The organism is Thioalkalivibrio sp. ALE22 (assembly GCF_000381445.1).
In the GTDB taxonomy this organism is placed as follows: Bacteria; Pseudomonadota; Gammaproteobacteria; order Ectothiorhodospirales; family Ectothiorhodospiraceae; genus Thioalkalivibrio.
Genome location: NZ_KB906511.1, coordinates 1 through 16,785, shown reverse-complemented (window position 1 = coordinate 16,785; position 16,785 = coordinate 1). Strand labels below are relative to the sequence as shown.

General features: G+C 67.7%; 14 protein-coding genes. 8 read left to right on the top strand and 6 right to left on the bottom strand.

All coding sequences use genetic code 11. The features are described 5' to 3' along the window. Window positions 1–69: 69 nt before the first annotated feature. From hrcA to dnaJ, 4 genes are all read left to right on the top strand, one after another. Complete coding sequence (gene hrcA, locus F793_RS0111485) at window positions 70–1,128, top strand: heat-inducible transcriptional repressor HrcA (RefSeq protein WP_018881216.1); 1,059 nt, start codon at window positions 70–72, stop codon at window positions 1,126–1,128. A gap of 120 nt (window positions 1,129–1,248) precedes the next feature. Beyond that, window positions 1,249–1,833 (top strand): nucleotide exchange factor GrpE, encoded by a 585-nt coding sequence (gene grpE / locus F793_RS0111480; RefSeq protein WP_018882472.1) that lies wholly within the window; start codon window positions 1,249–1,251, stop codon window positions 1,831–1,833. 137 nt (window positions 1,834–1,970) lie between these two features. Beyond that, entirely contained in the window at window positions 1,971–3,902 is a 1,932-nt protein-coding gene (dnaK, locus tag F793_RS0111475; RefSeq protein WP_018882471.1) for a molecular chaperone DnaK, read from the top strand. A gap of 121 nt (window positions 3,903–4,023) precedes the next feature. Beyond that, complete coding sequence (dnaJ, locus tag F793_RS0111470) at window positions 4,024–5,172, top strand: molecular chaperone DnaJ (RefSeq protein ID WP_018876097.1); 1,149 nt, start codon at window positions 4,024–4,026, stop codon at window positions 5,170–5,172. Between the two features lie 292 nt (window positions 5,173–5,464). On the opposite strand, the gene F793_RS0111465 is transcribed toward dnaJ, so the two are convergent. The 3 genes from F793_RS0111465 to epmB form a co-directional block, all read right to left on the bottom strand. Beyond that, window positions 5,465–7,537: an EAL domain-containing protein gene (locus F793_RS0111465; protein WP_018882470.1), complete on the bottom strand. Its 2,073-nt coding sequence runs from the start codon at window positions 7,535–7,537 to the stop codon at window positions 5,465–5,467. Further along, a complete protein-coding gene (locus tag F793_RS0111460; protein ID WP_018882469.1) occupies window positions 7,534–9,426 on the bottom strand; it encodes a hypothetical protein in 1,893 nt (630 codons plus the stop codon). Before F793_RS0111460 ends, F793_RS0111465 begins: the two co-directional genes overlap by 4 nt. A gap of 134 nt (window positions 9,427–9,560) precedes the next feature. Then, on the bottom strand, window positions 9,561–10,589 hold the full coding sequence (gene epmB / locus F793_RS0111455; RefSeq protein ID WP_018882468.1) for an EF-P beta-lysylation protein EpmB: 1,029 nt from the start codon (window positions 10,587–10,589) through the stop codon (window positions 9,561–9,563). Window positions 10,590–10,666: 77 nt separating this feature from the next. On the opposite strand from epmB, the gene efp reads away from it, so the two are divergent. The 3 genes from efp (at window position 10,667) to dacB (ending at window position 13,796) form a co-directional block, all read left to right on the top strand. Continuing rightward, window positions 10,667–11,230: an elongation factor P gene (gene efp, locus F793_RS0111450; protein ID WP_026280884.1), complete on the top strand. Its 564-nt coding sequence runs from the start codon at window positions 10,667–10,669 to the stop codon at window positions 11,228–11,230. 25 nt (window positions 11,231–11,255) lie between these two features. Next, window positions 11,256–12,221, top strand: a complete 966-nt coding sequence (epmA, locus tag F793_RS0111445; protein ID WP_018882466.1) for an EF-P lysine aminoacylase EpmA — start codon at window positions 11,256–11,258, stop codon at window positions 12,219–12,221. 174 nt (window positions 12,222–12,395) lie between these two features. Then, window positions 12,396–13,796: a D-alanyl-D-alanine carboxypeptidase/D-alanyl-D-alanine-endopeptidase gene (gene dacB / locus F793_RS0111440; RefSeq protein ID WP_026280883.1), complete on the top strand. Its 1,401-nt coding sequence runs from the start codon at window positions 12,396–12,398 to the stop codon at window positions 13,794–13,796. 223 nt (window positions 13,797–14,019) lie between these two features. On the opposite strand, the gene F793_RS0111435 is transcribed toward dacB, so the two are convergent. Together F793_RS0111435 and F793_RS0111430 are read right to left on the bottom strand one after the other, a co-directional pair. Further along, entirely contained in the window at window positions 14,020–14,649 is a 630-nt protein-coding gene (locus F793_RS0111435; RefSeq protein ID WP_018882465.1) for a hypothetical protein, read from the bottom strand. Window positions 14,650–14,655: 6 nt separating this feature from the next. Continuing rightward, window positions 14,656–15,207 (bottom strand): hypothetical protein, encoded by a 552-nt coding sequence (locus F793_RS0111430; protein WP_018879928.1) that lies wholly within the window; start codon window positions 15,205–15,207, stop codon window positions 14,656–14,658. A gap of 106 nt (window positions 15,208–15,313) precedes the next feature. Here F793_RS0111430 and F793_RS0111425 point away from each other — a divergent pair, with 106 nt between their 5' ends. Next, complete coding sequence (locus F793_RS0111425) at window positions 15,314–15,787, top strand: YhcB family protein (protein ID WP_026279162.1); 474 nt, start codon at window positions 15,314–15,316, stop codon at window positions 15,785–15,787. Between the two features lie 184 nt (window positions 15,788–15,971). Here F793_RS0111425 and F793_RS0111420 read toward each other — a convergent pair whose 3' ends face one another. Next, window positions 15,972–16,367 carry a hypothetical protein gene (locus F793_RS0111420; RefSeq protein WP_018882464.1) on the bottom strand — a complete coding sequence of 132 codons (396 nt, stop codon included), beginning with the start codon at window positions 16,365–16,367 and terminating at the stop codon, window positions 15,972–15,974. Window positions 16,368–16,785 lie beyond the last annotated feature (418 nt).

The window sequence follows — 16,785 nt, the reverse complement described above, 5'->3', positions numbered from 1 at the left end:
TGACCGGATTCCGGCACCATCCAAGACTGGTACCTTCTGGCACTCGACCGAGTGGAGCGCTGACGACCCATGGAAAACGCTTTCATCAATCTGGACGCCAGGGCCCGTACCCTGTTGCGGACCCTGATCGAGAGCTACATCCGGGACGGCCAGCCCGTCGGCTCGCGTACCCTGGCCCGCACCTCCGGGCTCAGCGTGAGTGCGGCCACCGTGCGCAACGTGATGGCGGATCTCGAGGACATGGGCCTGATCCATGCGCCGCATACCTCGGCCGGGCGCATCCCGACGCCGGCCGGCTACCGGCTGTTCGTCGACAGCCTGCTGGAGGTGCGCAACCCCTCACCGGAGGAGGTGCGCGCGATCCAGTCCGGCTTTGATCCGAACGCCAGTACCCAGGATCTGATGGACACCACCAGCAACCTGTTGTCGCAGGTCACGCGTATGGCCGGGATGGTGCGCCTGCCACGGCATCGCAACGTGGCGCTGAGCCAGATCGAGTTCCTGCGCCTGGGCGAGGGGCGCATCCTGGCGATCCTGGTCATCGACGGCAAGGAGGTGCAGAACCGCGTGCTGGAGCTGGAGCGCGACTTCGGCCAGGACGAACTGCAGCGCATGGCGAACTATCTGAACGCCCATCTGGCGGGCAAGAGCCTGCACGCCGTGCGGGCCGAGCTGCTGCGCGAGATGCGCGACGTGCGCGACGACCTGGACGCGATGATGCTGGCGGCGATCGATCTGGGCGAGAAGGCGGTCGGTGACGAGGACCCGGACGACGTGGTCGTGGCCGGCCAGACTCACCTGCTCGGCTACGAGGAGCTGGCGGACATGGAGCGCCTGCGGCAGCTGCTCGAGGCCTTCAACGAAAAGCAGGAGATCCTCGGGATTCTCGACCAGTGCATTCGCAGCGACCGCGTGCAGATCTTCATCGGCCGCGAGTCCGGACTGGACTGGTTCGAGAACTGCTCGGTGGTGACTGCGCCCTACAGTGTGGATGGCGAGGTGGTCGGCGTGCTGGGGGTCATCGGACCCACGCGCATGTCCTACGACCGGGTGATCCCGATCGTGGACGTGACCGCGCGTCTGCTCGGCTCGGCCCTGGGCGATCAGCCGCCGGGCGACCCGAAGTAGCGGGTCGCCCTTGAAACCCGAACGGATGCCCCCACAGTCCCCGTAGTCAACCCGAATACCCCGCCTGCCGGCTGGCGACCCGGCGGGCGGTTCCACTTTTCATTGATTCGCGAGGCCAGCATGTCGGAACAGCGGGAACCCCAGGAACAACCGGAAGAGCTCGAGACCGGGAACGAGGCGGCCCCCGAGGCCGATGGCGACCACCCCGGCGAGGGCGATACCGAGGCACGGCTGCAGGAGCTCGAGGCCCTGGCCGAGGAACGGCGTGACCAGGCCCTGCGCACGCAGGCGGAACTGGAGAACCAGCGCCGGCGCTTCGAGCGCGAGCTGGAGAACGCGCACAAATACGCGATGGAAAAGTTCGCCTCCGAGATGCTGGAGGTCGGCGACTCGCTGGAGATGGGGCTGAAGGCGGCCCGCGAGACCCAGGATGTCGAGCGCATCATCGAGGGGGCCGAGCTGACCCTGAAGAACCTGACCAAGGTCTTCGACAAGTTCGGCATCCAGGCCGAGGACCCGACCGGCCAGCGCTTCGACCCGGAGCGCCATCAGGCGATGTCCATGCAGGAAGACCCGGAGTACCCGCCGAACACGGTGGTGGCGACCATGCAGAAGGGCTACATGCTGCAGGACCGCGTACTGCGCCCGGCCATGGTGGTGGTCTCCAAGGCACCGACCTCGCCGAACATCGACGAAAGCGCCTGACCCGGCTACCCGGGCGGATCAGGGGGCGGCTCGGATATCGCCCCTTGAAAACCCGGCCCGGGCCCCCAGATTCCCGTACAAGTTGGCAGAGAACGACGCTCTGCAGCGCCACTTTTTCGCATCAGGAGATTTCAATCATGGGCAAGATCATCGGTATCGACCTCGGGACCACCAACTCCTGCGTCGCCGTGATGGAAGGCGACCAGGCCAAGGTCATCGAGAACGCGGAAGGCACCCGCACCACCCCGTCCATCGTCGCGTTCAGTGACGACGGCGAGGTGCTGGTCGGCCAGTCCGCCAAGCGCCAGGCGGTCACGAATCCGCAGAACACTGTGTTCGCGGCCAAGCGACTGATCGGCCGCAAGTTTGACGAAGGCGAGGTCCAGAAGGACATCAAGCTGGTCTCCTACAGCATCGTGAAGGCCGACAACGGCGACGCGTGGATCGAGGTGCAGGGCAAGAAGATGGCCCCGCCGGAGATCTCCGCGCGCGTGCTGCAGAAGATGAAGAAGACCGCCGAGGACTACCTCGGGGAGGAGGTCACCGAAGCGGTGATCACCGTCCCGGCCTACTTCAACGACTCCCAGCGTCAGGCGACCAAGGACGCCGGCAAGATCGCCGGGCTCGAGGTCAAGCGCATCATCAACGAGCCGACCGCGGCCGCGCTGGCCTACGGCATGGACAAGCAGCGCGGGGATCGCAAGATCGCCGTGTATGACCTGGGTGGCGGTACCTTCGACGTCTCGATCATCGAGATCGCCGAGGTGGACGGCGAGCACCAGTTCGAGGTGCTGGCGACCAACGGCGACACCTTCCTGGGTGGCGAGGACTTCGACAATCGCCTGATCGACTACCTGGTCGACGAGTTCAAGAAGGACCAGGGCATCGACATAAAGGGCGATCCGCTGGCGATGCAGCGCGTGAAGGAGGCCGCCGAGAAGGCCAAGATCGAGCTGTCCTCCAGCCAGCAGACCGAGGTCAACCTGCCGTACATCACGGCCGACAACACCGGGCCGAAGCACCTGGCGCTGAAGATCACCCGGGCCAAGCTGGAGAGCCTGGTCGAGGACCTGGTCAAGCGCTCCATCGAGCCGTGCAAGGTCGCGCTGAAGGACGCCGGCCTGTCCGCCTCCGAGGTGGACGACGTGATTCTCGTCGGCGGCCAGACCCGCATGCCCAAGGTGCAGGAAGCGGTGCAGGAGTTCTTCGGCAAGGAGCCGCGCAAGGACGTGAACCCGGACGAGGCCGTTGCGGTCGGCGCCGCGGTGCAGGCCGGCGTGCTGGGCGGCGACGTCAAGGACGTGCTGTTGCTGGACGTGACCCCGCTGTCGCTCGGGATCGAGACGATGGGCGGCGTGATGACCAAGCTGATCGAGAAGAACACCACGATCCCGACCAGGGCCAACCAGGTGTTCTCCACCGCCGAGGACAACCAGACCGCGGTGACCGTGCATGTGCTGCAGGGCGAGCGCGAGATGGCCAGCGCCAACAAGTCGCTGGGCCGCTTCGACCTGCAGGACATCCCGGCCGCGCCGCGCGGTGTGCCGCAGATCGAGGTCACTTTCGACATCGACTCCAACGGCATCCTGAACGTGTCCGCCAAGGACAAGGCCACCGGCAAGGAGAACAAGATCGTGATCAAGGCCTCCTCCGGTCTGTCCGACGAGGAAGTCGAACAGATGGTCAAGGACGCCGAGGCGCATGCCGAGGAAGACAAGAAGTTCCAGCAGCTGGTCCAGGCACGCAACCAGGCCGATGCCCTGGTGCACTCCGCCGAGAAGTCGCTGAAGGATCTGGGCGACCAGGTCTCCGACGACGAGCGCTCCGCGATCGAGTCGGCGGTGGCCGAGGTCAAGACCGCGATGGAAGGCGAGGACGCCGACGCCATCGAACAGGCCACGCAGAAGCTGGCCGAGGCCTCCGGCAAGCTGGCCGAGAAGGCCTATGCCCAGAACGCGGACGCCGCGGGCGAGGCCGGTGCCGAGCAGGCCGACAGCGGCCAGCAGGGCGACGATGTCGTGGACGCCGAGTTCGAGGAAGTCGACGACGACCAGAAGAAGCAGGGCTGATGCCCGTCCGGCGGCGCCTTGGCGCCGCCAGACTTCGACCACACGCCACGCCCGGGGTACACGGTACCTCCGGGCGTTTGCGTGAAGGCACTCCGCGTTCGCGCGAACGATCTACCTGGAAATGACCATGTCACAACGCGACTATTACGAGGTGCTGGGCGTCGCCAAGGACGCCTCGGCCGCCGATATCAAGAAGGCCTTTCGCCGCCTGGCAATGAAGTACCACCCCGACCGCAACCCGGGGGACGAGGAGGCCGAGGCCAAGTTCAAGGAGGCGCGTGCCGCCTACGACGTCCTCAGCGACGATCAGAAGCGGGCGGCCTACGATCGCTATGGCCATGCCGGCGTGGACGGTTCGGCCGGCGGCTTCGGCGGCGGGGCCGGGGCCTCCAACTTCAGCGACATCTTCGAGGATATCTTTGGTGATATCTTCGGGGGTGGTGGAGGCGGCCGCGGTCAGCGCGCCTACCGGGGTTCCGACCTGCAGTACAACCTGGACCTGACGCTCGAAGAAGCCGTGTTCGGCACCGAGGTCAAGATCCGTATCCCGACCACCGTCTCCTGCGAGGCCTGCGACGGCTCCGGCGCCGAACCGGGGACCTCGCCGGAGACCTGCCCGACCTGCAACGGGGTCGGGCAGGTACGCATCCAGCAGGGCTTCTTCTCGGTGCAGCAGACCTGCCCGCGCTGCGAGGGCTCCGGCAAGATCGTCTCCAGCCCCTGCAAGTCCTGCCACGGCAAGGGTCGGGTGCAGGAGCAGAACACCCTGGACGTGAAGATCCCGGCCGGTGTGGACTCGGGCGACCGCATCCGTCTGGCCGGCCAGGGCGAGGCCGGCATGAATGGTGGCCCGCCGGGTGATCTCTACGTGCAGGTGCGGGTCAAGCCGCACAAGCTGTTCCGGCGCGAGGGCTCGGACCTGCACTGCGAGGTGCCGGTGTCGTTCGCGACCGCCGCCCTTGGCGGCGAGCTGGAGGTCCCGTCGCTGGACGGCCGGGTCAAGCTGAAGGTCCCCGCGGAGACGCAGACCGGCAAGCAGTTCCGGGTCAGCGGCAAGGGCGTGAAGTCGGTGCACGGCGGTGCCGTCGGCGACCTGATCTGCCGCGTGGTGGTGGAGACGCCGATCAACCTGACCAAGGAGCAGAAGCAGCTCCTGCGCCAGTTCGAGGAATCCACCCAGGCCGGTGGGACCAAGCACAGTCCGCAGGCGCAGTCCTGGGTGGACGGGGTGAAGGGCTTCTTCGAGGACCTGAACTTCTGGTCCAAGTAACCCGGCCATAGTCGTGCCGGGGACCACTCGTGTTTATTGCACCACAGAGTGCACAGAGGCCACGGAGAAAAAACGGGCAAGGGCGCAAGGGCGATTTACAGGAAGTTTGGAAGACAGACAGATTTTTTGGGTGAAGGGATGGACCGTTGACCGCCGCGTGGCACGGCACCGATAGTGCCCACGCAACCGCCCACATCATCCCTCTTCCGATCTTCCCGTCTTCCTGTAGACCGCTTTTCTCCGTGTTCTCTGTGCGCTCTGTGGTGAAAAATGGAGTGAGGGCGCGCGGGGCTCAGGTCGAGGCGAAGTCGAAGGTGGGGGCCGGCATCGGCGCCTGCAGGAAGTAGCCCTGCACGAGGTTGACGTTCAGGCTGTAGAGCACGGCGAGCACACTGGCGTCCTCGACATACGGCACGATCACCTGCTTGCCCTTGGCGTGCGCGGCCTCGGTATGCTCGCGGATCAGCTGCTGGTTTTCCTCGCTCTCGGCCAGGTTCTTCACGTAGGACGGGTCCAGCTTGATGTGGTCCGCCTCCAGGTGCTGCAGCAGCTGGAACGGGTTCAGGCCGTTGCCGAAGTCGTCGATGCACAGGTGGCCGTGCATCTCCTGCAGGCCCCGGGCCACGTGGATCGCCGGCTTCAGGTGGGTTACCACGGTGGGTTCCTTCAGCTCCACCACCACGTTGTCGGCGGGGATGCGCAGGGCGTGCAGGTCGTCGTGCAGCCAGCTGACCACCGAGGGATCGCCGAGCGAGCCATTGGTCAGCTTGAGGAAGAACTGGGTACCGGGGTCCTTCTTCAGCTGTTCCGCGAGGACGCCCAGGGCGGTCTTCAGGATCCAGCGGTCGATGGGCTGGGCCATCTCCGTGCGCTCGGCGCTGGGCAGGAAGGCCTCCGGTTCGTGGATATGACCCTCGGCATCGCGCAGCCGCACGAACACCGAATAGCGCGCCCGGTCGGCCCCGTGCAGGTTCACGATCGGTTGGTACAGCAGCTCCAGACGGTCGTGATCGAGGGCGTCCTGGATGCGTAGCCGCCATTGCTGGTCGGCCTGTGCCTGGGTCATCTCGCCCTCGGCCGGGCGGAAGAAGCAGTGGGTCCCGCCGCCGGCTTCCACCGCTTCCTGCAGTGCGCGGTCGGCCTGCGACAGTAGCTCCTCGGTATCCACCGCAGTCTCGTCGGCGATCACGATGCCGGCGGACAGGGTGCAGTTGGTGGAGGCGTTGCCGAGCTCGAACACGCGCCCGGTGACCGCCTTCATCAGACCGTGGACGCGGCTCTCCACCTCGTTGCGGCGGGTATCCGGCACCAGGATGCCGAAGTGCTCGGCCTCCAGGCGCGCGGTGATGGCCGGCTCGGGGAACTGGTCCTCGATCAGCTTGCCGATGTCGGCCAGCAGCAGGTCGCTGGCGGACATACCGACGTTGGCGCGAATCTCCGCGAAGCGGTCCACCGCCAGCGTGATCAGGGCGAAGGGCTTCTCCGACTGCGCGGCCTGGCCCTGCGCGGTCTCGATCATGCCGGTGAAGTGCTGGCGGTTGTAGAGGCCGGTGACCAGATCGCGCTGCGACAGGTAATCGATCTTCTCCGCCAGTTCCGGGTCCTCCTGGGCCGAATCCAGCAGGACCTGAGTGCAGGCCTCGCCCTCGACGCTGGCGGTGGAGAGGCGCAGGTTGGCCTCGAACGGAGTGCCGTCGAAGGCCTGCAGCTGGAAGGCCTGATGGGTCTGTTCGCCCTCCTCGCCGTTCTGGAAGCGTCGCAGCAGGCCCTTCAGTTCGTCGCGGCTCTCCGGCGCGACCAGATCCATCAGCGGCAGGCCGTCAACGTCCTCCGGGTCGCCGATGCCGAAGCGTTCGCGCCAGGAGGCGTTGGCGTAGATGTGCATGCCCTCGTGGACGTAGGCGATGGCGTCGCGCGAGTTGTCCAGCAACAGCTGGCAGCGGCGCTCGGACTCCTGCAGCGACGCGTCCATGCGACCCAGTCGCTGGCGCAGCTGGAACTGTTCGGCGGCGCGAATGGTGAGGAGGCTGGCCAGTTCGTGCAGTTCGTGATCCACCACCGCGTACGCACCGGCCTCGTAGTCATCCACGCGTTCCGCTTCCGGGCGTTCGGTCAGGATCACGACCGGGATCCGCCGGCCGGAGGCATGCTGGGCCTCGTCCACGTGCTCGCGGGCCAGGCTCAGGCCGGGTTCGATCAGTACGATCACGTCGAAGCGCCGGTTCTCCAGCGCCTCGGCGAGGGCGTCGGTGGTCGAAACCTGCTCCGGGCGGATCGCACTGCCGCGGGTTCGGATGCTGCTGATGACCTCTTCCGCCCGGTTCGGATTACTGGTAACGAAGAGGGTACGAATGGTCTCGTTCATGGGGCCTGGTCGTCGCGGTTGCGGGTGGTGAGGGACAGTCCGTTGTCATTCGCGAGGCCGGGGTCCGCCTCCGTGCCGGGGGATTCCGCGGTCGGGCTGCCGACCTCGAGCGCAGTCATGCGGCAGCCCACCTCGGTGAACAGGGTAGTCCCCGTGCGCTCGCTGTCCAGTTCCAGAACGCGGGCGCGGTCGTTCAGCCAGCAGACCACCCGTTTTTCGTGGTCGAAGACCTGGGCCGGCAGGAACAGGGCGGCCCCGTCGGCATCCGTTCGTTGTGGCGCAAACAGGCCCGGCTGCGGGACCCCGGCGGCGACCCCGTTGCGAAAATCCTGGATCTGCATGGGGAGGCAGCGATTGGCAAGAAACTCCACGCCGATGCTGATGCGTTCGCCGACCTGATCGTCGAAGCGAATCCAGCGCAGCACCCCGACCGTCCAGCGGTGGCCGTCCACGGCGCGCAGCCCGACCAGGTCGCCAATCAACAAGGGCTGCTGTGGTGCGTCCAGGCACAGGCGGACGCCCCCGGCGCCGATGTCGTCCACCTGCCAGTGTTCCGGCGGATGGCGCTTGGTGATGGGCCCTGTCGGTTCGTCGTGGCCGGCGATCTCGAGGCCGCGCCCGACGTCTTCCCAGGCGGTCGCGGCGGGGCCGGGGGTGTCGTCCGCGAGCGGCCGGAGATCGCTGTCGCGACCGGCGGCGGGCGGGCTGTCGACCAGAGCGAGATCCGACCCCCGCAGTGCCGCGGGCGACATCTCGAAGACGCTGACGCCGCGATCACGCTGCTGCACGGACTTCAGGCCGGCCTCGCCGTTCTCGTCCGTGTCGAGTTCCCGGGCGCTGGCGTCACGGCGACGCTCCATCTCCGCCAGCAGAAAGTCATGGATGCGCTCCAGTCCCATGACGCAGACCTGCTGCAGGTCGCCCGCGCGCTCGCGACTGTGCCGCCGGGTGGGCAGGTGCGACCACAGGCGCAGGAGATGCTCGGCCAGGGCCTGTGCATTGCCGGTCTGCACCGGCTCGAGGTTTTCCGGGGCGTCGCGCAGTGCGGCCAGGGCCGGGCCCAGCTCCACGAAGCAGGCCAGGTCGCCGGCGGGCTGGTCGCGCAGGACCAGTCCCGGCGCATGGTCGCGCTCGAGCTCGCAGCGCAGCACCGGCAGGTCGGGATGCGGGTCCGGGTCGGGAGCGGCGGTGCAGGTCAGCGCGATCGCGTTGATCCAGCGAACCAGCAAGTCCATCTCGCCCATCTTCAGGGCGTTCGGGTCGGTGCTCCCCAGCACCATGAGGCGCGCGCTCATGGCCTCGATACGATCCGTATGCAGCGGCCCGAAGCGCTGGTCGGTGGCGGGGCCGTGGTCGGCGATGTGCTGGGCCCGTGCCAGGCGCAGCAGGTCGTAGAGTTGCTGCCAGTGACCGGAGGGCAGGTTCTGATACAGCCGCCAGTGGTGCACGGCGAGCGCGCCCAGCAGCGCGACGGCGGCCTGCAGGGGCGCGGTCAGGCGTTCCGCATGCCGGGTGTCGTCGGCGTCGATGCGCTCCCGGACCACCAGCAGTTCGGCCCTGAGCAGAGCGCGCAGGGCGCTCCCGAGGACCTCGGCACGATCGCGGCTGCGGCGCCCCAGTGGCAGGGGGCGCTGGCGCAGCAGGCGCTCCAGCACGGGGAACAGGGGCAGGAGGTGGTCCTCCAGTATGCGCAGCAGGCTGGCGCGGACCCCGGGCCGCAGCGCGATCTGGTTGAGCCCTTCGAGGGCCTTGCCGAGTTGCTGCATGCCGAGCTCGGGCTCGCTGCCGGGCAGTTCCGCGCACCAGGCCCGCAGAGCCTGCGGCGTCCGGTGCGGGAAGCTGGCAGGGCCGGCCGGTTGGGCGGGCAGCTCGGGCAGGGCGTGCAGCATGGGCGTGTCCAGTGGTCGCTGGGCCGGTTGCGTGGGACTCTCCGGAGGGCGCGTTCACGCCCCGGGTCTGGCGCTACTGTAGCAGCAAACCGTGTTTTTGGTGTGGGAGGCGTCGGCCTTTGCTCCCGCCCGGCCTACGGGGCTTGCAGGGTCTTCCCGGATGCACCCGGGATCTCGCGCGCCAGGCGTGGAACCAGGTAGCCTGGCAGCCGCGCATGGAGGGCCCGGTGGAGTTCTTGTGCGCGGCGATCCGAAACCTCGAAATGGGCCGTGCCGCGGGTGCGGTCGAGCTGGTGCAGGTAGTAGGGCAGGACGCCCAGGCGGAAGCCGGCCTCCTGCAGTTCGCTCAGGGTCTCGGCATCGTCGTTGATCCCGGCCAGCAGGACCGCCTGGTTGAGCAGCATAACGCCGGCGGCGCGCAGGCGGACGAGTGCCGCGTCGGCCGGGGCGGCGAATTCGCGCGGGTGGTTCGCGTGCAGCACCAGGATGTGCTGCAGCCGCCCCTGACCGAGCCAATCCAGCAGGCGGTCGTCGACCCGCTCCGGCAGGACGACCGGCAGGCGCGAGTGGATGCGCAGGCGTTCCAGGTGCGGGATGGCGTCCAGCCGCTGGGCCAGTCGGGCCAGGCGGGTATCGGAGAGGCTCAGCGGATCGCCGCCGCTGAGGATGACCTCGCGGATGTCCGGATGCGCCGCGATGTACTCCAGCGCGGGCGCCCAGTCATCCCGGGCCGGATTGTGCTCGGAATAGTCGAATTCGCGGCGAAAGCAGTACCGGCAGTGGATGGCGCAGGCCCCGGTGGTCAGCAGCAGCACGCGGCCGTGGTACTTGTGCACCACGCCGGGTGCGGCCAGGGCGTCGTGATCGCCGACCGGGTCGCTGACGAAGCCCGGGGCCTCCAGGGCCTCGCGGGCATCCGGGAGGGCCTGCAGCAGCAGCGGGTCGCGCGGGTCCCCCGGGCGCACGCGCGCCAGGTAGCTCTCCGGGATGCGGGTGCGAAACAGTCGGTGCCCGGTCTGCATGCCCGGCAGGTCGTCGAGCGGCAACCCGAGGCGTGCGGCCAGGGCCTCGGGATCGGCGACCGAGCGCGCCAGCGCCTGCTGCCAGGCCGGCGTGGCAGGCGGCGCGGGTGGCTGGGTTCCGCGCGGCTCGCGCGTTATCATGACGGGCTTTGTGGGCATGAATCGTTTCCGGACGGGGCGGTATGCCCGCGCCACGCATCATCGAGGAACAGCACGCAATGGCAACCTACAGTACCAACGAATTCAAGGCCGGTCTCAAGCTACTGCTGGACGGCGATCCGCAGGCCATCGTGGAAAACGAGTTCGTCAAGCCGGGCAAGGGCCAGGCCTTCAACCGGGTCAAGCTGCGCAATCTGCGTACGGGCCGGGTGCTGGAGAAGACCTTCAAGTCCGGCGAGTCGGTGGAGGCGGCCGACGTGATGGACACCGAGATGCAGTATCTCTACAACGATGGCGAGTTCTGGCACTTCATGGTGCCGGACACCTTCGAGCAGTATGCCGTGAGCGAGGCCGCGCTGGGCGATTCCGGGCAGTGGCTGAAGGAGCAGGATATCTGCACCGTGACCCTGTGGAACGGCGAGCCGCTGTCGGTGGTGTCGCCGGCCTTCACCGAGCTGAAGATTACCCAGTGCGATCCGGGCGTGCGCGGCGATACCGCTCAGGGCGGTACCAAGCCGGCGACCCTGGAGACCGGTGCGGTGGTCAAGGTCCCGCTGTTCGTCGAGGAAGGCGAGACGGTGCGGGTGGATACCCGCAACGGCGAATACGTCTCGCGCGTCTGATCCCGATCCTGCCGGCCTCCACGAGATGAGCGACTGGCGGCCGGGTGCGGCGCCGGCCCGGATGGCGCGTGCGCGCCTGCTGGCCGGGCTGCGGGCGTTCTTCGCGGCGCGCGGGGTGCTCGAGGTCGAGACCCCGGTCCTCGGCCGGGGCGCACCCCAGGACCCGATGCTGGAGAGCTGGGAGGCGCGATCCCTCGGTGGCGAGCGGGGCTTCCTGCAGACCTCGCCCGAATACCCGATGAAGCGCCTGCTGGCGGATGGCGCCCCGGACATCTATCAGATCGCCCGGGTCTTCCGCGCGGGTGAGTCGGGACTACGCCATAACCCTGAATTCACCCTGCTGGAGTGGTATCGCCACGGGCTGGACCACCGGGCGCTGGCGCGCGAGGTGGTTGCGCTGATCGCGGACCAGGCGGGGCTGTCCCCCGAATGGCGCGCGCCGCGGGGTTGCGAGGAGGTCGCCTACGCGGACCTGTTTCAGACCACTCTGGGGGTGGATCCGCTCGCGGCGGATGCCGCGGGGCTGGAGCGGGTCGCGGCGGCGCACGGGCTCACGGTGGGCGGAGAACTGGACCGGGACGGCTGGCTGGACGCCCTGATCAGTCTGGTGATTGCCCCCGGCTTCCCGCCGGACCGGCTGACCATCCTTCATGACTATCCCGAGAGTCAGGCTGTGCTCGCGCGCCCCTGTGCCGAACGCCCGGGCTATGCCGCCCGTTTCGAGCTCTACTGGGGGGATCTGGAGCTGGCCAACGGCTACCACGAACTGACCGACCCGGAGGTCTTCCGTCAGCGCCGCGCCCGGGACATCGCCCTGCGCCGTGCCCGGGGCCAGCCGCTTCCACCTGTGGATCGCCATCTGGAGGCGGCACTGGAATCCGGACTGCCGGACTGCGCGGGCGTGGCCCTGGGCGTGGACCGATTGCTGATGCAGTTGCTGGGCGTCTCCAGGATCGACCAGGTGGTCGATTTTCCCTGGTCCAGGGCGTGACGTCGTCCGTCCGGAGGGCTTGTCCCGGCGGGGGCGCCGGCACACTATAGGGGCTGTTGCCCCGCACGTTTGCAGGATGGTCGGACCCCTATGCCCCCTCGTCTTTTTCCGCGCCGCCCTGGCCCTGTTCCGGTTGGTTCCGGATGGGCCATTGCCCTGTGTCTGATACTGTCGCTGTGGCTTGCGCCGCTGGCGACAAAGGCGCAGTTCGAACACCTCCCGCAGCCGTTGCAGCGTGCGATCGAGAGCCAGCGCCTGCCGCCGGAGAACGTCGGGTTGTGGGTCCAGCGGATGTCCGATGGCGCGGTGCTCGCGCGACTCAACGTGGACCAGCCGTACAACCCGGCCTCGACCATCAAGCTGGCGACCTCGCTGGCGGCCCTCCACGAGCTGGGACCGGACTACACCTGGACCACCGAGGTCTGGGCGACGCGCCCGGTGCGCGACGGCGTGCTGCGGGGGGATCTGGTGATCCGGGGCACCGGCGATCCCGGGATGGTCAGCGAGGAGCACTGGCGCATGCTGGGCCAGTTGCGCCAGACCGGGCTGCAGCGCATCGACGGGAACGTGATCCTCGACGCCTCGCATTTCGAGCTGCCGCCCGGTGATCCGTCTGGCTTCAACGACCAGCCGCTGCGGGCCTACAACCAGCTGCCCTATGCCCTGCACGTGAATGCCAGCGCGCAGCGCTTTCGTGTGCGCCCGGAACGGCATGGAAGCGGGATCGACGTGACCGTGGACCCGCCGCTGCCGGGGCTGGAACTCGTGAATCGCCTGCAGCCGACGCGCGGAAGCTGCGGGGCCTGGCAGCGCGGGATCCGCTTTGACGCCGACCCGGAGGCGCAGCGCGTAACCCTGGCTGGCGAGTACCCGGTCAACTGTGGCGACTACGAACTGCTGCGCTCGGTCCTGGCGCCGGAGGCCAATCACGCCGAGATGTTCCGTCTGCACTGGTCGCAGTGGGGCGGCGAGTTAACCGGCGATATCCGCCCGGGCGTGCTACCGGTGCTGTATGACGAACCGATCCTGCGCCACACCTCGCGGCCGCTGGCGGATCTGATTCGGGTCTCCAACAAGTGGAGCTCCAATGTGATGACCCGCCATCTGCTGCTGACCCTGGGGGCGCGGCATTTCACGCCGCCGGCCACGCTGGAGAAGGGGCAGCAGGCCCTGCTGGAATCCCTGCGCGGGTTGGGGGTCGAAGTCGGTGGCATGGTGGTCGACAACGGTTCCGGACTCAGCCGCGATACCCGGATGACCGCGCGGCAGCTCGGCGGCATCCTGGAGGCGGGCTGGCAGCACCCGCACCGCCCGGAGTTCCAGTCCTCCCTGGCTCTGGCCGGCCTGGACGGGACCTTGCGCAACCGCTTCCGCAATGGCAGCCAGCGCGACCTGCGCGGGCAGATGCACCTGAAGACCGGGCATCTGAACGAGGTCTCCGCGGTGGCCGGCTATGTGCGGACGCGGGGTGGCGATGATCTGGCGGTGGTCGTGCTGGTCAACGATCCACGCGCCCACCGCGGCATGGGGCGCAACCTGCAGGACGCCGTCCTCGAGTGGGCCCACGACCTCTGACGGGTGCACCCCGTTTGTTCACCACGAAGCACACGAAGGCACGAAGAAAATCCAGAAAGCGCCAACAGGAAGACGCGAAGATCGGAAGATTCCTGAGACGATGCACAAGCCACGAGGATTGCGCACCCTCTCGCCCCCTTCTGACCTTCGCATCTTCCTGTAAATGCTCTTGCGGGTTTCTTCGTGCCTTCGTGTGCTTCGTGGTGAAAAGTGCCTTGCGAACTCAGGGGGACTCGGTCTGCCAGTTGGACAGGATCGGGGCGCGGGAGACGTCGACGTCCAGCGCCGTCAGCCAGCGCGCGACCATGCGGTTGGAGTTGTTGCGCAGGGTGTAGGCCTCCGGATGCTCGACGAAGGCCATGTCCCATTCCGGCGAGGTCTTGCGTTCGTCGTATCCCGCTTGCCAGATGCCTTCCAGCTCGTCGCGCAGGACCTCGACTCGTGCCCCCGGAACCGTCAGCAGGTAAAAGTCCGCCAGTGGTACCCGAAGTTGCCCCACCGTGGATGGCCCGAGCTCGTGGCCGGTCAGTACCTGGCGTCCGAGCGCGGCGCGGGTCGGTACGAGCAACCCGGAGATCCCCTGGAGCGGTCCGGTCCGGCGTTCGACATAGAAGACCCAGTCGCCGTAGGAGTAGCGCAGCCAGGCCCCCGGTTTCCCGGCTGGCAGGATCAGGCTGGAGTGTCGTCCATGGTCCAGCAGGGCCACGGTAACCGGGCCTTCCGGGTCGTCCGGTGGTTGCAGCGTCACGGCCGCGCAGCCCTGCAGCAGCCACAGACTGAGTACCGCAAGGAGCCAGGGCGGAAGACGGAAGCGGCGCCGTAGCGGGGCCGCGTTGTCGCTGCGACGGCGCATGTCGGGTCAGTGGCGTTCGAGCTTGCCCAGTTCCGACAGGATGGACAGCACCAGCGATTCGCCTTGCGAGCCCATGCCGCGACACAGCACGTCGGGGTCGCGCTCGCCGTCCACCAGGCGCTTGGTAATGCCGCCCAGGCGGGCCATGTCGCCCCCGGCGCGGCTCATCTGCTCGGCCATCTGGGACAGCCAGTGCAGCGACTGGGCATCGCCGCGGGCGGCTCCGTGGATCATCTGCGCCAGTCCCGGGGCCGCCTGGGCCGGGTCTCCGCTTTGCTCCGGGTCGGGCAGGGTGGAGGGGTCCTGCAGCCCGTTCAGGATGGCCGTCAGGATCACCGTGTCCTCGTCGTCCAGACCCTGCAGCAGGGAAGGGTCGCGCTCGCCGTCGAGTACCCGGCGAATGCGCTGGATCAGTTCGCCCCAGCCAGCCTCGTGGGCCTGGTTCAGGACCGGCTCCAGCTCGCGGCGGGTTTCCGGGTTCTGGGTGGCCTGGACCACCAGGTTGATCAGGCCGGCCTGGGCCTGGCGGATCTGTTGCGCGTGTTGTGGATCGATCATGCGGGTCTTCCGGGTTCCTGGCTGTGTGGCGAGGTTAGCATGCCCGGAAGTGCGTTCGACCGGGGCCTGCGGCACAATGGCCCCTCCATTTGCAGAGGATGTCGTGGTGGAAGAGCAGACAGCAGTGGGGCTGTGGGTGGCCCTCGGGATCCTGGCCATCGTGATCGCCGCCCTGGTGGGTTTCTGGGTGGGGCGCGTGACCAGTGACGAACGCAAGCTGATCCGCGAGCTGGAAGAGGAACTGGATCGGCGCATGCAGGAACTGACGCGCTACCGCAGCCAGGTCAACGACCACTTCGACCGCACGGCCACGTTGTTCGCGACCATGGCCGGGTCCTACCGCGACCTCTATCACCACCTGGCCCAGAGCGCCGAGGAGCTGGCGGACAAACCGACCCGCGACCGCCTCGAGGACCGCGCCGGCCAGCTGCTGTCGCACATGACACGCCGCGATTACGGGACCGGCCCGGGCGAGGCCGCCGGCGGCGCCAACGAATCGGACGCCCAGGACGACGAGCCCGCCGCCAAGGGTTCGGGGGAAGAGCCCCGCAAGCCGGACGACCGCCCGCGCCCCGACTGACCGCCGCCGCGGAACCAACCGGTTATCACTCCACGAAGCTGACGGAAAAAGGCGAAAAGCGCTAACAGGAAGGTACGAAGACCGGAAGATGGGTTGTGGCGTTGGGAAAATCCATGCGGATTATTCCCCCTGTATTCCTTCCGCTCTTCCAGTCTTCCTGTAGATGCCCTTTTTCGGCGATGGATCAGGGGGCGGAGATCTGGGCGCGGATCTGGTTGTCCAGGTTCTGGATCCAGTTGTTGTAGTTCGGGTGGATCGTGCCGTCTTCGTAGTTCAGGTTGGCGCTGTCCTTGTAGCGGATGCTGTATTCGCCCGCAGCGAACGGGATCTCCACCACGGCGACGTGGTCGCGCAGGCTGAGCCGGCCTTCCAGCAGCCCGGGCTCGGCCTCTTCCATGCGCCAGCCCAGCGAAGCCCCGGCGGTGCGGATCGCGCGTTCCATCTGCTCGGCGCTCGGACGGTCGCCGTCGACATTCGTGACCGTGGTATCGCTGATGTCCTGCACGGGAACCGTGCCGCGGCAGCCCGCCAGCGCGATCAGGGCGGCGAAGATGATCACCAGCAACGTCTTGGTATTCATAGTGTTTCCCTTAATGGATGCGCGGGGAGTGTAGACCTGCGGAAGCGTCGTTTCCAAGGGCACCGGGGCGTGCGTCTAGGGAGACGCTGATTGAATCGCACGTCCGCGCTCGAGTCGCTTTTGCGTGCGAACAAGGCGCGGTGACTGCCGTGCAGTCATTCTGCACAAGGGAGCCGCAACGCCGTTCCCGCGCAAAAGCGGCCGAGCCCCTGCTTTCAATGGCTTGTGGGGTTGGTGCCCCCTGTTCCCCGATCCTGCGTTGCGCCGCTTGCGGGTAGAACCACTACCCGCTGCACGACGCGCCTTGTCTCGGAAAACAGGGGGCACCAACGCGGACGTGCGATTCAATCAGCGTCTCCCTAACGGCGGATCACGCCCAGCGAACGCAGCAGCCCCAGCGGGCGCATTCCACGGCGCA

Excerpts from the sequence above, each read along its gene's own strand:
- hrcA (WP_018881216.1), top strand. The coding sequence starts at position 70 with ATGGAAAACGCTTTCATCAATCTGGACGCCAGGGCCCGTACCCTGTTG.
- grpE (WP_018882472.1), top strand. The coding sequence starts at position 1,249 with ATGTCGGAACAGCGGGAACCCCAGGAACAACCGGAAGAGCTCGAGACC.
- dnaK (WP_018882471.1), top strand. The coding sequence starts at position 1,971 with ATGGGCAAGATCATCGGTATCGACCTCGGGACCACCAACTCCTGCGTC.
- dnaJ (WP_018876097.1), top strand. The coding sequence starts at position 4,024 with ATGACCATGTCACAACGCGACTATTACGAGGTGCTGGGCGTCGCCAAG.
- F793_RS0111465 (WP_018882470.1), bottom strand. The coding sequence starts at position 7,537 with ATGAACGAGACCATTCGTACCCTCTTCGTTACCAGTAATCCGAACCGG.
- F793_RS0111460 (WP_018882469.1), bottom strand. The coding sequence starts at position 9,426 with ATGCTGCACGCCCTGCCCGAGCTGCCCGCCCAACCGGCCGGCCCTGCC.
- epmB (WP_018882468.1), bottom strand. The coding sequence starts at position 10,589 with ATGATAACGCGCGAGCCGCGCGGAACCCAGCCACCCGCGCCGCCTGCC.
- efp (WP_026280884.1), top strand. The coding sequence starts at position 10,667 with ATGGCAACCTACAGTACCAACGAATTCAAGGCCGGTCTCAAGCTACTG.
- epmA (WP_018882466.1), top strand. The coding sequence starts at position 11,256 with ATGAGCGACTGGCGGCCGGGTGCGGCGCCGGCCCGGATGGCGCGTGCG.
- F793_RS0111435 (WP_018882465.1), bottom strand. The coding sequence starts at position 14,649 with ATGCGCCGTCGCAGCGACAACGCGGCCCCGCTACGGCGCCGCTTCCGT.
- F793_RS0111430 (WP_018879928.1), bottom strand. The coding sequence starts at position 15,207 with ATGATCGATCCACAACACGCGCAACAGATCCGCCAGGCCCAGGCCGGC.
- F793_RS0111420 (WP_018882464.1), bottom strand. The coding sequence starts at position 16,367 with ATGAATACCAAGACGTTGCTGGTGATCATCTTCGCCGCCCTGATCGCG.